This window comes from Methanoplanus endosymbiosus (assembly GCF_024662215.1).
In the GTDB taxonomy this organism is placed as follows: domain Archaea; phylum Halobacteriota; class Methanomicrobia; order Methanomicrobiales; family Methanomicrobiaceae; genus Methanoplanus; species Methanoplanus endosymbiosus.
In genome coordinates, this window is record NZ_CP096115.1 from 643,720 (window position 1) to 657,697 (window position 13,978).

The 13,978-nt window shown below is 40.2% G+C and carries 17 protein-coding genes; 16 read left to right on the forward strand and 1 reads right to left on the reverse strand.

Annotation, left to right across the window (positions count from 1 at the left end; all coding sequences use genetic code 11):
• Nucleotides 1-14: 14 nt before the first annotated feature.
• The gene (locus L6E24_RS02675; RefSeq protein WP_308219139.1) at nt 15-1,598 is read right to left on the reverse strand and encodes an RNB domain-containing ribonuclease; all 1,584 of its coding nucleotides are present in this window, start codon (nt 1,596-1,598) and stop codon (nt 15-17) included.
• 99 nt (nt 1,599-1,697) lie between these two features.
• On the opposite strand from L6E24_RS02675, the gene L6E24_RS02680 reads away from it, so the two are divergent.
• The 16 genes from L6E24_RS02680 to L6E24_RS02755 all read left to right on the forward strand — a co-directional run bounded on the left by L6E24_RS02680 (nt 1,698) and on the right by L6E24_RS02755 (nt 13,970).
• Complete coding sequence (locus L6E24_RS02680; RefSeq protein WP_257743180.1) at nt 1,698-2,351, forward strand: hypothetical protein; 654 nt, start codon at nt 1,698-1,700, stop codon at nt 2,349-2,351.
• A gap of 118 nt (nt 2,352-2,469) precedes the next feature.
• Nucleotides 2,470-3,348, forward strand: a complete 879-nt coding sequence (locus L6E24_RS02685) for a PadR family transcriptional regulator (RefSeq protein WP_257743181.1) — start codon at nt 2,470-2,472, stop codon at nt 3,346-3,348.
• Nucleotides 3,349-5,433, forward strand: a complete 2,085-nt coding sequence (locus tag L6E24_RS02690; protein ID WP_257743182.1) for a CDC48 family AAA ATPase — start codon at nt 3,349-3,351, stop codon at nt 5,431-5,433.
• Nucleotides 5,434-5,589: 156 nt separating this feature from the next.
• Complete coding sequence (gvpA, locus tag L6E24_RS02695) at nt 5,590-5,799, forward strand: gas vesicle structural protein GvpA (RefSeq protein ID WP_257743183.1); 210 nt, start codon at nt 5,590-5,592, stop codon at nt 5,797-5,799.
• A gap of 32 nt (nt 5,800-5,831) precedes the next feature.
• Entirely contained in the window at nt 5,832-7,040 is a 1,209-nt protein-coding gene (locus L6E24_RS02700) for a hypothetical protein (protein ID WP_257743184.1), read from the forward strand.
• Nucleotides 7,041-7,122: 82 nt separating this feature from the next.
• The gene (gene gvpN, locus L6E24_RS02705) at nt 7,123-8,067 is read left to right on the forward strand and encodes a gas vesicle protein GvpN (protein ID WP_257743185.1); all 945 of its coding nucleotides are present in this window, start codon (nt 7,123-7,125) and stop codon (nt 8,065-8,067) included.
• 6 nt (nt 8,068-8,073) lie between these two features.
• Nucleotides 8,074-8,448, forward strand: coding sequence for a hypothetical protein (locus L6E24_RS02710; RefSeq protein WP_257743186.1), 375 nt, complete (start codon nt 8,074-8,076; stop codon nt 8,446-8,448).
• Complete coding sequence (locus L6E24_RS02715; protein WP_257743187.1) at nt 8,426-9,295, forward strand: GvpL/GvpF family gas vesicle protein; 870 nt, start codon at nt 8,426-8,428, stop codon at nt 9,293-9,295. The genes L6E24_RS02710 and L6E24_RS02715 overlap by 23 nt, the downstream gene beginning before the upstream one ends.
• A 76-nt stretch (nt 9,296-9,371) precedes the next feature.
• A complete protein-coding gene (locus tag L6E24_RS02720; RefSeq protein WP_257743188.1) occupies nt 9,372-9,554 on the forward strand; it encodes a hypothetical protein in 183 nt (60 codons plus the stop codon).
• Between the two features lie 4 nt (nt 9,555-9,558).
• A complete protein-coding gene (gvpO, locus tag L6E24_RS02725; RefSeq protein WP_257743189.1) occupies nt 9,559-9,834 on the forward strand; it encodes a gas vesicle protein GvpO in 276 nt (91 codons plus the stop codon).
• A 28-nt stretch (nt 9,835-9,862) separates the two neighbouring features.
• Entirely contained in the window at nt 9,863-10,231 is a 369-nt protein-coding gene (locus L6E24_RS14820) for a gas vesicle protein (RefSeq protein ID WP_308219140.1), read from the forward strand.
• A complete protein-coding gene (locus L6E24_RS02735) occupies nt 10,212-10,787 on the forward strand; it encodes a gas vesicle protein (RefSeq protein WP_257743190.1) in 576 nt (191 codons plus the stop codon). Before L6E24_RS14820 ends, L6E24_RS02735 begins: the two co-directional genes overlap by 20 nt.
• 288 nt (nt 10,788-11,075) lie before the next feature.
• The gene (locus L6E24_RS02740) at nt 11,076-12,077 is read left to right on the forward strand and encodes an ArsA family ATPase (protein ID WP_257743191.1); all 1,002 of its coding nucleotides are present in this window, start codon (nt 11,076-11,078) and stop codon (nt 12,075-12,077) included.
• An 87-nt stretch (nt 12,078-12,164) separates the two neighbouring features.
• Nucleotides 12,165-12,395 carry a hypothetical protein gene (locus tag L6E24_RS02745; protein ID WP_257743192.1) on the forward strand — a complete coding sequence of 77 codons (231 nt, stop codon included), beginning with the start codon at nt 12,165-12,167 and terminating at the stop codon, nt 12,393-12,395.
• A 134-nt stretch (nt 12,396-12,529) separates the two neighbouring features.
• Nucleotides 12,530-13,288, forward strand: a complete 759-nt coding sequence (locus tag L6E24_RS02750; RefSeq protein ID WP_257743193.1) for a GvpL/GvpF family gas vesicle protein — start codon at nt 12,530-12,532, stop codon at nt 13,286-13,288.
• A gap of 151 nt (nt 13,289-13,439) precedes the next feature.
• On the forward strand, nt 13,440-13,970 hold the full coding sequence (locus tag L6E24_RS02755; RefSeq protein WP_257743194.1) for an Hsp20/alpha crystallin family protein: 531 nt from the start codon (nt 13,440-13,442) through the stop codon (nt 13,968-13,970).
• Nucleotides 13,971-13,978: the final 8 nt, after the last annotated feature.

Consider the following 13,978-nt stretch of genomic DNA (forward strand, 5'->3'; position numbering starts at 1 on the left):
ATTATAAAAGGCAGTTATCTCCTGCCCTTCCGGAGACATTCAAAGTCGATATAACCACGATAGGCATCAGTCATTAAAAGGGAGACTTTTACCTTCCGGCCGACATAAAGCCCCTCATACCCCTCCATAACCCTTCCTTCAACAGGCGGGTCATAAATTCTGACATAAGTTCCTCTCCCGGAAGCACCCGTAACAATAGCATCAAAGACCTTGCCTATACTTTTGGAGAGAAGAACAGCAGCAGCAGACTTTAGCATAAAACGCTCAACCTTCTGTGATGCCTTGTCCCTGTCCGTCATACGGACAGAAAGCCTCTCAAGTTCACCCGGTGTATAAGGAACCTTCTTTCCGTCAAGAACCGACTTTACAATTCTCTGAATAATCAGGTCGTTATACCTCCGGTTAGGAGCTGTACTGTGGGTGTAATCCGGAACTGCAAGTGCAAAATGTCCGACAGGAGCATCTCCCGGATTGTATGGTACATATTCACCATGCCCAAGAAGTTTAACAATAGTCAGTGAGAGATCAGGGAAGGTTTTGGGATCTGAAACTCTTTGTCCGGCTAAGAACTCAGTCAGAGCCTTTGAATCCGGACTGTCAGGCAGGGTTACGCCATATCCGGCAACAACCTCACAGATAAGGTCCCACTTCTCCGGAATCTTAACAACCCTGTGCGTCATAGGCACACCGGCATCCATCAGAAATCCGGCAAATGTCCGGTTGGCAGCAACCATAAACTCCTCAATGATTCTGTGTGCTTCATTCTGCTTCATTGATATTATATCAGACACATCATTACCCCGCATAACCGGACGTGCCTCGGCTGTTTCAAGATCAAGAGCGCCGTTTTGCATCCGGAATTTTCTGAGGCGAAGGGATGCCTTATGCTGAAGCAGGATCTGATCTTTTAAACCCGGAATACTGCCAACGTCATCAGGAATACTGCCCTTCTTCTCAATCCAGTTACCAACCTCCTCATAGATGAGTTTTGCCTTATTGGATACAACAGCCCTGTACACACCCACATGCTCAATATCACCGTCCGGTAAAATATCATATTCAGCGACCACAGCCTGACAGTCTTTACCCGGAAGAAGGGACGATATATTGCCGCAAAGCTTAAACGGGATCATAAAAAAGGTCTCAACTCCGGTATAGACAGCCGTAGTATTGTATGCAGCATAGCGATCTGTTGCTGAATCTTTAGGAACGTAACAGTCAACATCGGCAATGGCCACCTTCACATTGATAATGCCGCCATCCTTCTCCTCACAGAATTCGATCTGATCCAGATCCTTAGAATCGAAATTATCAATTGATGACCAGAGAAGATGCCTTAAATCTGCTGCCTCTGTTACATTATCAGGAAATATTCTCCCGGAGATGTTCTCACTCTCGCGGATGACCTGATCAGGAAAACGCGGTGCAAAACCATATGATTTCATAGCATCACGGGCAATTGCCTTTAAATCCGGACGATGTCTCTGTTTCATATTTCTAAATCTGCTCCCAAGTATAAATAATGAAGTGTCAGAGAGGATTATATCCAGAATTGAGGCTGATTTTACGATTGGATTTGAATGAATGATTATAATCAATCCCCGTAAAGCATTCCGGAATAAATCACCGGCAAAGAATATCTATTTATAATTCCCCATCCGATAACCATACATCACAGAATATTTTCCGGGGATAACATGGGGAAAAAATTACTGATTATTCCGATAATTCATAGTGAAGAAGAACTTGGCAGCCTTAAAGATCGGATTTCCGGGATTAAAGAAGAAAAACTCGGCTCAGAAGTGCATAAAAAACAGATAGAAGAAGTTCATAAATTATGGAGAGATATTGCCGGGACGATTTCTGAAATAATGCAGATTATCAAACCTGAAAAGATTCAGATTTTTCAGGACGGTATGCCGGCCGGTGGAGAAACCGGGGAAAAAATAGTCAGGGAATGTGCGGCAAACAGAAGCATAAATTATGTAATACTTGCTGAGATGATAAATTCCGGAGCGGAAATTGAGCAGACTGAATCCCCTCAATATCTTAAGGAAGAGTACGATATCATCAGAGAAATTTTCTCAGCCAAATCTCCTGAAGAACAGAATAAATTGTCACTCAAATACAGAGAAAAACTGCACGGACTTGGTATTAACAGAGACAGATTTATCGCTGAAAGAATAAATTCTTCATTAAAGGAAGGATATACAGGGATTCTGTTTATAGGTGCAACTCACAATATTACTCCCGGACTCTCAGATGAGATCAATTATTATATCTACAACTATGACAGAAGAGCAGCAATACACTGGATAAATGACGGAGTGGACAATCAGAATAATCTGTAATAACTGAGCATCAGATGCTCAAATAAAGATAGCTGAAGACTGTAAGATAGATATAAATATTGACTGCACCAGTATGTAAAATACTACATAATATCATAATTCCGGGGGTCATGGGGATATGAGAGAGAATGTAAATCAGAAATTAAACAAAAAAATTATACTACTGAATGATTTTTTCAGTGAAGACATCCTTTATTTTTATGGCGACAGTGCTGACAAATACTCGATTTTTACAAGCGGACTTGAGCACGGACTTACAAATTCAGAACTCTGCCTGTACGGATTTTACCATACACAGATATTAACGAGATTTAACGAAGACATTCAGCAGAGAAGGATGGAAATTTTTGAGTTACGAAACGGTATAGACAATCTCATAGAATCGATTGAAAAATGCTGTGACAGAATATATAAATCAAACTCACTGATGGCATTCAGATTCCTCTTTGACTTCTCCAAAGTAAAAGAGATTGAAAATATAATCCTGCTCAAAAATATAATCCATGAGAAAAAAGAGCAGTCATTCCCGATTTCAGGAATATATGCATTTAATATTAAAAGTCTGAAAGCCAGCGAGATCAGCAGGATTTCAAAAGAGATTCCAAGAGTGATAATGGAGACAAATGACGAACATCTCATCTCATTTCCTATCGGCAGAAACAATCCGGGCGATTCTGAGAATCTGATGAATATGGTTGATCAGAATATTGTGGAAGATGTAATCAGAAAATCACTTGACACAGTAATAATATCCCTTCTAAACCGCCCAATGTCGGGACTGGATATCATCAGAGAGATACAGACCCGTTTTGGAGTCATAATTCCTATGACAAGAGTTTATTCTTATCTCCTGGAACTGGAGTATGAAGATGTTCTGAGCACCCATAAGAGCGGGAATAAAAAGATCTACACCCCAACAAAAACCGGAAAAATAACTCTTGATAAGAGAAGAGAGGACACTGCAAAGGTATATGCACATATTCTGAACGGAGGATAAATGAAAGTTACTATTAAAGAGGCACGTCCGCGTGACGTTGGAAGAGCCATAGCCCGTATAAATCAGGAAATAATGGCAGAACTGGGTCTGAACACGGGGGACATCGTTAATATTAAAGGAGGACGCTCTGCCTATGCCAGGACACTTCCTGCATATCCGGAAGACGGGATGGACGGCAGCATTCAGATAGACGGCATAATCAGGACCAACATAAAATCAGGAATCAATGAGACCGTCACTCTTGAAAGAACAGAAATACCGCCTCTTGACATGGCAGTACTAAAACCACTTGAATCAACATCCGGAAAAGACATTGACTGTAGCCTTCTTTCAGGATACCCGCTTCAGAAGGATGACATGGTAAGACTTGCTGTTTTTGGAAGGCAGATCACATTTCATATTGAGGATGCCCATCCGGACGCAGGAGTGGTTAATGAAAATACCATAATCAGAATCAGAGGGCAGACATCTAAAGAACCGGAAAAAAAACGCGGTTTCACATCATATGAAGATATAGGCGGTTTAAGGCCGCAGCTGCAAAAGATCAGGGAGATGGCAGAACTCCCACTCAGATATCCGGAACTCTTTGAAAAGGTGGGCATAGATCCGCCAAAAGGTGTTCTTCTCTACGGCCCTCCGGGAACAGGCAAAACCCTGATTGCAAAAGCGGTTGCAAACGAAGTCAATGCCCATTTCATCTATATATCCGGCCCTGAAATCATGGGTAAATATTACGGTGAATCCGAAGGTAAACTCAGGGAGATCTTTTCAGAAGCAAAGAAAAATGCTCCGGCTGTAATTTTTATTGACGAAATTGACAGTATAGCGCCTAAAAGAGAGGAACTTGGCGGGGAAAAACAGGTAGAGAAGAGAGTTGTGGCTCAGCTTCTCGCATTGATGGACGGAGCACAGAAGAGAGGGCAGGTTATGGTAATAGCCGCAACAAACATGCCAAACCTTCTCGACCCGGCCCTCAGAAGACCCGGAAGATTTGACCGTGAGATTGAGATAGCAATACCTGACAGAGACGGGCGACAGGAAATATTTGAAATACATATGAGAGGCATGCCAATAGAGGACGATGTCGCAATAGAAGAGATCGCCTCAGCCACACACGGATATGTCGGTGCAGATATAGCAGCACTGTGCCGTGAGGCTGCAATGTGTGCACTCAGAAAAATTCTGCCTGAGATTGACTTTTCACAGGATTATATTCCATACAGTATTCTCTCCGGACTTGTAATCACAAATGATGACATAAATTCAGCAATGCTTGAAGTCAGGCCTTCTGCCCTTCGCGAGGTATTTATTGAGAGGCCTGATGTAAAATGGAGCGATGTAGGCGGGCTTTCGGAGATAAAGGAGAAAATAAAAAACCTGGTTGAACTTCCGGTTAAGAGGCCCGGATTATACCGTTATGCAGGAGTTAATCCTCCGAAAGGCATAATGATGCACGGCCCTCCCGGTACAGGAAAGACCCTTATTGCCAGAGCAGTTGCAGGAAAAACAGGGTCAAATTTCATATCTGTAAAAGGGCCGGAGATATTCTCAAAATATCTCGGCGAATCTGAAAAAACAATCAGGGAAATATTCAGAAAGGCCAGAATGGCTGCGCCGTGCATAATTTTCTTCGATGAAATTGATGCCATTGCACCGGCAAGAAGTGCAGGTGAGGCCAATGGGAATGCAGACCGGGTTATTTCTCAGCTCCTCATAGAGATGGACGGCATTGAAGAGTTAAAAGGAGTAATTGTTCTTGCAGCCACAAACCGGCCCGATATTATAGACTCTGCTCTCATGCGTCCGGGAAGATTTGACTTTGTACTGGAACTGCCTCTGCCGGACGAAGATGCAAGAACTGAAATTCTAACAATACACCTTAAGAATAAGCCTTTAGCCGGCAATATATCTATTAATTCTCTGGCCGGCCGGACAGAAGGATTTTCAGGTGCAGAACTGGAGTTCATATGCAAAAATGCTGCTCACCTTGCAATTAAAGAATTTGCAGGCGGTGATGATGAATTGGACAATCTAATAATCCGGGAATCTCATTTAGACTCTGCATTAAGCGAGATAAGAAAATAATTCATTCCTTTTTTTAAAACAGATTCTGAAATACCAATTAAGATATATCTCCTCGAAGAGCATTTCATTCTATGGGGCCGTCATTTAGGAGAAAAATCAGCTAATGAATGTTTGACAACGTTCAGATGGTCTCTGTAAATAAGGAGTGAATAAATAATGGTAGAAAAAATGAATTCATCCTCAAGCCTTGTGGATGTTGTGGACAGAATCCTTGACAAGGGAGTTGTAGTTGATGCATGGGTTCGCGTATCCCTTGTAGGAATTGAACTGATAGCTGTTGAAGCCCGTGTGGTAATATCATCAGTTGAAACATGGATTAAATATGGAGAGGCAGTAGGGCTTCTTGCCGAGGAAGTTGCGGCATAGGCCCAACTTCCCATATTTATGAGAGATTACTAATGACTATTTTTGAGGATATGGCTCTTTTGCGTGGGGAAATTAATCTTGAATCAGAATACAGACGTGAACTGGCCATCAACAGAAAAGAAGAAGCAGAGATCAGAAAAGAAGAAGCAGAGAACAGAAGGAAAGAGACTAAACTAATGATCTCCGGAATTTCGGCTGAAAGGAAGGAGAAAGGAGAGGCACTAAAAGAAGAGATGGTTCAGGTAAAAAAACGGTTAAAGAGTGATGTAAAAGAGTCCAGGGACAGAACGGAAAATCTTATTGAATGTTTTAACTCTGAAAGGAAGGAGAAAGGAGAAGCACTAAAAGAAGAGATGACTCAGGTAAAAAAACGTTTAAAGGGTGATGTAAAAGAGTCCAGGGACAGAACGGAAAATCTCATTGAATGTTTCACCTCTGAAAGAAAGGAAAACAGAAAAATTATGATGAAAACTCTAAAAGAGGACTTGTCTGACTTAAGGAATAACATCAGAAATTTTGAAAAAGAGACAAGAGAGATGATAAAAGGGGTTTCGGATAACAGGAAGGATGAAACCGAAATATTAAGAACAAATCTTAAAAACGAGAAAATTCAGCTCAAAAAAGAGGCTGCAGAAGAGAGAAAATCAATCCGGGAAAATCGCATCAGCATTTCAAAAGCATTGATGGAAGACATCTCAGAGAGATTAAAAGATATATCGGTATCAAACTCAGAGCTAAAAGATTACACTCATAAACTGTTAAATGACGCTAAAACTGAACTGGATGGTTATAATAACGAAAGAAGCCGGATGCATAATGCCTGGATAAAAAATACAGCATATGACATTTCAGAAGATTCAACAGACATTCAGTACAGCCACGGTGGAGAGACCGGCCCTCCGGAAGTAAAAATTCAGGCAGAAATCGCCGTACAGGAGATTAACATTCCTGAGCCAAAAACAGCTTCAGATACTAAAGATCCAAAGAATGTGACAGTTGATGAAGCCGAACTATCAGATGATGAGATGAGCAGTTTAGACTCCGAAGAAATTCATGAAAGCGAATTTGAGAATTTAACCGGAAAAATATACGATGCAATTCAGAATTCAGGCAACGGAGTTTCTCTGAGAGATATTGGAGATAAACTCGATATTGAATGGAGGAAACTGATCCGCCCTGCAAAGAAACTGCTTGACGAAGAGTCGATTAAAAAAATAGATGTCAATTACTTTCCTGCCTGAGCAGGAGATTAATTTTAAGCCAAAACGGACAGGATGATAATATCCTGCCCAATTTCTGATTTTGAGGGGAAAGCTGATTATAATGGTTTCAAAAACAACAACAGGAAAAGAGAAAGTCACAGTCATCAATCCCAGGCAGACAAAAGGTTTTGTTCATACAGAAGCTATAAATTTACTGGCAAAAAGGGGACTGAGATATCTTAATGCAGGCTACCCAATACATTATTCCGGGCCGACAGGGTGCGGAAAAACAACCCTTGCCATGCATGTCGCATCCCTGCTCAATCGTCCGGTCATTCTTATAAATGGTGATGACGAATACAGCACATCGTCATTTATAGGAGGGGAGCAGGGTTATCGTAAGCATATGGTTGTGGATAAGTTTGTATCAAGAGTTACAAAAGTTGACGAATCATACAAAAAACAATGGGTCGATGAAAGACTTACAGCAGCATGCAGGTATGGATTCACACTGATCTACAACGAATTTACACGATCAAGGCCGGAGGCAAATAATATACTTCTCTCGGTTCTTGAAGAGAGAGTACTTCCAATACCGGGGATGGCAAGCCGTACAAACAGCAGCAGTTTTTTAAAAGTTCATCCTGACTTTTCAGCCATTTTTACGAGCAATCCTGAAGAATACGCCGGAGTTTACCGCTCACAGGATGCCCTCATTGACAGAATGATAACTCTGGATATGGATTATTACGACAAAGAGACAGAAATTGCGATAGTAATGGCAAAATCCGGCCAGTCATATCATGATGCAGACATAATTGTAAAAATTATAAGAAAACTCAGGGATTCTGATTTATGTGAATTTCCGCCAACATTGCGGTCATCAATAGTTATAGCAAAGACAACCTCAGGCGTTAACGATGAATCATTCAGAGAAGTATGCCTTGATGTTCTTTCACGAAAAATCGGTCTTGATAATGAAAACGGACTGAAACCTGAAATTGTCATTGATGACATTTTTAATGACATATTTAAGGAAGAAAAAACTGTGCCGGATTTAAGGTGAACAGGTATGTGCACAAGAGTAAAATCAAGCCTTGATATTATCAGGAAAAATGGAGTGAACTGCAGGACGAAATACAGAGAAAAACGGGTAAAGGATGAAATTGTAGAGAAATTCGGGGAAATTACAATTCCTGAGAAACAATACAGAAAAATAATGAGACAGGATGCAAACCACAAAAAAAAGATGGAAAAGATGCAGAAATCCCTTATGAAGGCATTTCAGCAGAAGGAAAAGGCACGCCTGATTCAGAAATTAAGGAATGAAAAAATCCCAAAAACAGAATCTTCAGCAGATAAATTAAAATCTGAGAAAAAAGGAACGAATTCTCTAAAAGAATCAGATGAAACAGGTGTTTTTGATGAGATCGAGATTGGATACTGAAGAGAAGAATGACAGTGGCATGTCATCTGAGAGAAGGTCAGATAAGAGATCAGGCCGGAAAAAAACAGCCGGAACTTTTGGAAACTCTATGAGGCATTCATCCAAAAAATCACCAAAAAGTGCCTCATACAGATATGTTTACTGTATAATACCCTCAGAATCTGCCGGAAATCTGCCGGAGATAACCGGCATTGACGATACTGAAATCAAAGCACTGTCACGCAAAAAAGTCTGTGCTGTAGTTTCTGAAACAAAAGATAAGAAACATGAGATTCTTGACAACGGAGTGATGCACCAGTCAGTGGTTGAGGAAGTTTTGAAATATTCACCCCTGATCCCTATGGGATTTGGACAGATCTCATCAGAAGTGTCCATATTATCATTTCTGGAGAAGAACAGCTACCGCCTCGGTCTTCTGATGCAGCAGTACTCCGGAAAGAGAGAACTTGTCTTAAAGGCATCATGGAAGATGGATCAGGTTTTAAAGGACCTGTGTGATTCTGATGACCAGATAAGAATAATGCATAACCATCTGAACCGGAAGGATGACCTTAAAAATCACAGGATGAAGATTAAAATAGGACAGAAGGTATCAGATTCCATAGATAGAAGAAGTGACAGTACAGGAAACGAATTTCTGAAAAAATTAAAACCCTTCTCTGACAGAGTAAAAATTAATAAAAACCTCAACAATGATATGTTTTTAAATGCAGCATTTCTTGTGGACAAAGTTTATGAAGAAAATTTTGATCTGGCAGTCAATGATCTTGAAGATAAATACTCAGAAACCGTCAGTTTAAACTATACTGTGTCAGCACCATATGATTTTATAAACCTAAGACTATGAATATCTTACAGATTATGGAGGTATTATTATTGTATTAATTGTTGATGACATCCTTAAAATTCCGTTTACAATTGGCATGAAAGTCTTAGAAGAGATATCAGCACAGGTGGATGATGAGCTGCTCTTATCTGAAGAGTCCATCAGAAAGAAGATAATTGAAATACGCCTTGAGTATGAGAACGGAAATATTAATCAGGAAGATTACAGTCAGATAAACAGAGACCTAAGAGAACGCCTTGCAGCTGCAATGCAGGACTGAGAATATGAAACTAAACCAGATTATTGAGAATGCCAAAATAAACACCTCAGAATTTACGGGCATGCCCATAAACTCACTTACAGGTATGACCAGAGATCCGGAGACGAAAAATCTCAGACTTGAGATCGAACTTCTTGAGAAGAGAGGCATACCCGACTCAATGGATCTTTTAGGCATTTACGAAGTTCTTGTAGATGAAGAAGGGGACATATGTGAACTGTCAAGAACAGGAATGAGAAAGAGAGGGGATACGTCAATAGAACAGATTGAGGAATATTAAGTGAGCAAATCTGTGGAAGTGAAAACAAATGCTTGAAGCACAAAGGAGCAATTCTCCGGCATCACTTGTTGATGTAATTGACCGGATTCTTGACAAAGGTCTGATCATTAATGCTGACATCACTGTATCCATTGCCGGAATAGAACTGCTTGGAATTAGTCTCAGGGCATCGGTTGCATCATTTGAAACGGCAGCAAAGTACGGCCTCAGCTTTCCGGCCGGGACAGATTTTAATAAACCTGCATGGGATAATGCAATCGTTGAAAAAGAGACATGCCCACAATGCGGTAAAACTGTTCCTGTCGAGGAGTTACTAAATGAGAGCTGTCCCTGGTGCGGCTGGGTAAGTGCGAAGGCAAACGGCAGGAATATGCTTGATGATGGAAGCAGAGCGTGAAAGCAAAGCAACTCTTGTAGATCTGCTTGACCGGATTCTTGATAAGGGTGTGATAGTAAATGCCGATGCAATAGTTTCACTGGCCGGCATTCCACTGATTGCAATTCAGTTAAATGCACTTGTGGCAAGTGTTGAGACAATGCTTTCATACGGCATGTGGCATGACTGGGACTCGGCCATCCGTGCCTCAGCAAGAGAAAATCACAGACAGAACGCCGGATTACTACCTTTTTCACAGAATGATGATGAGATATTAATCTCAGAATTTCCCGGTTCATACTGGTATAGTAACGGAATCTCAGGTACATGGAAGAGCGGAAAAATCCGCCTGACTGATAAGAGAATACTTCACTACAGGGCCAGACCTCCGGAAATGTTTATGGACATAAAACATGAGGACATCATATCAGTCAGAATTAATGAGGAAGCTGACAGAGGCAATATAAATGCACGGCATATTGATATCAGGCTTAAAAACGGGAGAACTGTGAATATTATCGCATCCGAAATAATGCTTAAAAAAGGCTTTTCAGATCTGACAACTACCCCGGACTGAGTCACGGATATATGAACAACCATCGCACTGCTGCTTCAGTGCGTGCATTTGGTATAAAACATCATTGTGGCCTTTCTCCGGTTGTGCAGTCCGGCCGATAATACGCTATCATTCACAATAAATACGCTTTCGCAGGAGATGACCTCTCCCACTATAAAATAACGGGGATTTGAAAGCTCCCGGTCCTGAAATGCCGGCACAGAAAGATGTTGCCGCCAAAGATATGAAAGGCAGTGGTTATTATCCGGAAGATCTCCATGACCGGAAAAACAGAAAAGAGAAGAAGATATGGCAGGCAATGGACTTCTAAAACAGGATTTTGAGAGAATAATTCAGGATTCACAGACTAAACTGATTATTTTTGGCGGAAAAGGAGGGGTTGGAAAGACAACCTGTGCCTCCGCAGCATCAGTTAATCTGGCAGAGAAGAAAAAGAAAGTTCTGCTGATATCTTCTGATCCTGCTTCGTCAGTATCTGATATATTTCAAAGAGAGATCGGCGGTGAAATTACAGAGATCAATGAATATTTAAGTGCTGTTGAGATTAAACCGGAACAGTTTTCAGAAGAGTTCCAGAGCACCTATGGTGATCTCTTCTATAAAATAATATCATCCATAATTCCGGTGAAAAAAAGTGATACAGAGATAATTCCGGACGAGATAGCACCCGGAGTTGAAGAGCTGTTTCTTCTGGCATATATCATGAATATGCTTTCTGAGGATTATGATGCAATAGTCCTTGATACCGCACCAACCGGTCATACCATGCGTCTTCTTCATCTTCCTGATCAGATTGGAAAGTACGCAAAGGCCGGAATTACCCTTAATTCTAAAATATCGGGTAAAATTGACACCATAAAAGTCTGGTTTGACATGGATACATCTGAGGATATTCTCAAAAATACTTTGAATGAACTTCTGTCATCAGTTGAGTCTATAAAGAATGTGCTTATAAATCCGGACATTACAGAATTTATTCCTGTTATGATCCCCGAATTTCTCTCAGTCTCTGAAACAGTGAGACTTATTAATGAACTGGATCTGAATAAAATACAGGTTAAAAGGCTGATCATTAATGGCATCACTCCTCAAAACAACTGCATCTTCTGCGGTAAAAGAAGAAAAATGCAGAAGAAGTACATTGATGAGACAATAGATAAATGCGGGTCAAAAATGCAGATAATAACCGCACCATTATTTCCGGAAGAGATTGCAGGTATAAATTCAGTGGCAAAGTTTGCATCCGAAATTTTTCCGGGAGATGAATCTGCCATTGATCTGCTGCAGTGACAGAATTAAATGAATATTGTACAGGTTAATTTCCGGATTATAAACCGGTCACAGAGATTATCAGATGATGACCGGAGATGATGGAAAATGAGTATTATGAACAGATGGAGATTCAGAAAAAAAGCTTTCAGAAAGAGGAGTTACCCGGATAATATCATGAAGATATCTCCGGATGTGAAGACACACAGTAAAACTGAGGAGATTTCCCCGGTTAATATAATACCGGGGCTTGAATGTGAGGGTACAGAGATCGGAATCGCTGAAGTTGAAAAGAAGAAGACAGTATATATCAGGTTGTGGCTTAAGAAAGAATTCTAAGCAGTAAACATAATATAACTGATTTGATGTCAGTCATCAGCACGGATTATTATGCGATGTATCAATAATTAATAAAAGTAACATCTGACCGATTATCATCCGAAATTTACCAGTAAAAGTTTAGAGGGTTAAAAATGAGAACTACTGCAAAAAAAAGGATAAATACAGCACGTTACAAGTATGTATTCTGTATTATTGCGAACCGGAAAAATTATTCTTTTGTGATGAATGACAGGGAGAAAAAAGAGATCTACTCCATTCATTATAAGGATATATCTGCCGTTGTTGCTGATGCCTGGTCTGAAAAGTACGAAATACTTGATGACGGAATGGTACATGAAAAAGTTGTGGAGACTGCCTCTAAGCATTTCCCGGTAATTCCTATGGGTTTTGGACAGGCATCAACTGAGGAGGACATAAAAGCATTTTTAATGAAAAATTACGCGGCCATTAAAAAATTATTCAGAAACCTTAAGGGTAAGACTGAACTTGGGGTCAATGTCTCACTGAATGAAAAAAAACTTATTGAGGATATATACAATGAAAATGAAAAAATACGTATTTTCTCAGCCGGAATTAAGGATCAAAACGATAAATTAAACCATAACATAAAGATTAAAATCGGCAGAATTGTTTCAGAAGAGTTTGATAAGAAAGGAAATAAGATTGCAGAGGATTTTTACAGGAGTCTTAAGAATATTGCTGATTCAGATATAAAATGCCGGAGCATAAACAAACTGATGGTATTAAACAGTGCATTTCTGGTTGAGAATGATAAAATACCGGAGTTTGACAGAGTACTGAGCGATATGGAGAATAAATACGGAGATGCGGTAAATATCAGGTATATTATTTCTCCGCCATACAATTTCAGTAATCTCAGAGTAAGTTAACTAAAACTGCCCGTAATATCGACACAATTCCGGATATCAATATCATATGACAATCCGGAAAAACCATTATGGGACGTAAAAACCTACAGTTGGTAAAGGTACAGGAAAATTAAGCAGAGAACCAAATAATTGCAGCCCGGAGGGGGAAGTTATGGAAGATAAAGAGAAAAAAGAGAGTGAAAATTCAGAAGAAAGTACGGATAAAAACATTGTTGAAGAGACGATTGACCAGATAATGCCCGGACTTGGAAAGCTTGTAAACAGGCTGAAACTGACTGCACCGGAACTTGAAAGCAGACTTAATGAAGCAGATATTGAAATTAAAAAAAGAATTCAGGATGGTTATTCAGGAAAGCCAAAGGTATCCTACAGCTATAATATAAGAACTCTGTCGCAGGAGAGCAGAGTTAAATCACCGGAGAGGAAAAAAGAACCCGGTTTTACTGAACCGGTTGTCGATGTCATAAAATATGACAATTCTGTCAGGGTTATAGCTGAGCTTCCCGGAGTTACAGAGGATGAGATTAAACTGGAGATCAAGGAAAAATCCATAAATCTTGAGGCAAAAAGCAGTTCAAGAAGATACCGTAAGATAATTCCTCTCCCCGGCAGAGTTGCACTTATTGAACAGAGATTCATTAACGGAATTTTTGAAGCAAATTTTGAGATGACAGATGACTGAGATTATTC

Excerpts from the sequence above, each read along its gene's own strand:
- L6E24_RS02680 (WP_257743180.1), top strand. The coding sequence starts at position 1,698 with ATGGGGAAAAAATTACTGATTATTCCGATAATTCATAGTGAAGAAGAA.
- L6E24_RS02685 (WP_257743181.1), top strand. The coding sequence starts at position 2,470 with ATGAGAGAGAATGTAAATCAGAAATTAAACAAAAAAATTATACTACTG.
- L6E24_RS02690 (WP_257743182.1), top strand. The coding sequence starts at position 3,349 with ATGAAAGTTACTATTAAAGAGGCACGTCCGCGTGACGTTGGAAGAGCC.
- gvpA (WP_257743183.1), top strand. The coding sequence starts at position 5,590 with ATGGTAGAAAAAATGAATTCATCCTCAAGCCTTGTGGATGTTGTGGAC.
- L6E24_RS02700 (WP_257743184.1), top strand. The coding sequence starts at position 5,832 with ATGACTATTTTTGAGGATATGGCTCTTTTGCGTGGGGAAATTAATCTT.
- gvpN (WP_257743185.1), top strand. The coding sequence starts at position 7,123 with ATGGTTTCAAAAACAACAACAGGAAAAGAGAAAGTCACAGTCATCAAT.
- L6E24_RS02710 (WP_257743186.1), top strand. The coding sequence starts at position 8,074 with ATGTGCACAAGAGTAAAATCAAGCCTTGATATTATCAGGAAAAATGGA.
- L6E24_RS02715 (WP_257743187.1), top strand. The coding sequence starts at position 8,426 with ATGAGATCGAGATTGGATACTGAAGAGAAGAATGACAGTGGCATGTCA.
- L6E24_RS02720 (WP_257743188.1), top strand. The coding sequence starts at position 9,372 with ATGAAAGTCTTAGAAGAGATATCAGCACAGGTGGATGATGAGCTGCTC.
- gvpO (WP_257743189.1), top strand. The coding sequence starts at position 9,559 with ATGAAACTAAACCAGATTATTGAGAATGCCAAAATAAACACCTCAGAA.
- L6E24_RS14820 (WP_308219140.1), top strand. The coding sequence starts at position 9,863 with ATGCTTGAAGCACAAAGGAGCAATTCTCCGGCATCACTTGTTGATGTA.
- L6E24_RS02735 (WP_257743190.1), top strand. The coding sequence starts at position 10,212 with ATGATGGAAGCAGAGCGTGAAAGCAAAGCAACTCTTGTAGATCTGCTT.
- L6E24_RS02740 (WP_257743191.1), top strand. The coding sequence starts at position 11,076 with ATGGCAGGCAATGGACTTCTAAAACAGGATTTTGAGAGAATAATTCAG.
- L6E24_RS02745 (WP_257743192.1), top strand. The coding sequence starts at position 12,165 with ATGAGTATTATGAACAGATGGAGATTCAGAAAAAAAGCTTTCAGAAAG.
- L6E24_RS02750 (WP_257743193.1), top strand. The coding sequence starts at position 12,530 with ATGAGAACTACTGCAAAAAAAAGGATAAATACAGCACGTTACAAGTAT.
- L6E24_RS02755 (WP_257743194.1), top strand. The coding sequence starts at position 13,440 with ATGGAAGATAAAGAGAAAAAAGAGAGTGAAAATTCAGAAGAAAGTACG.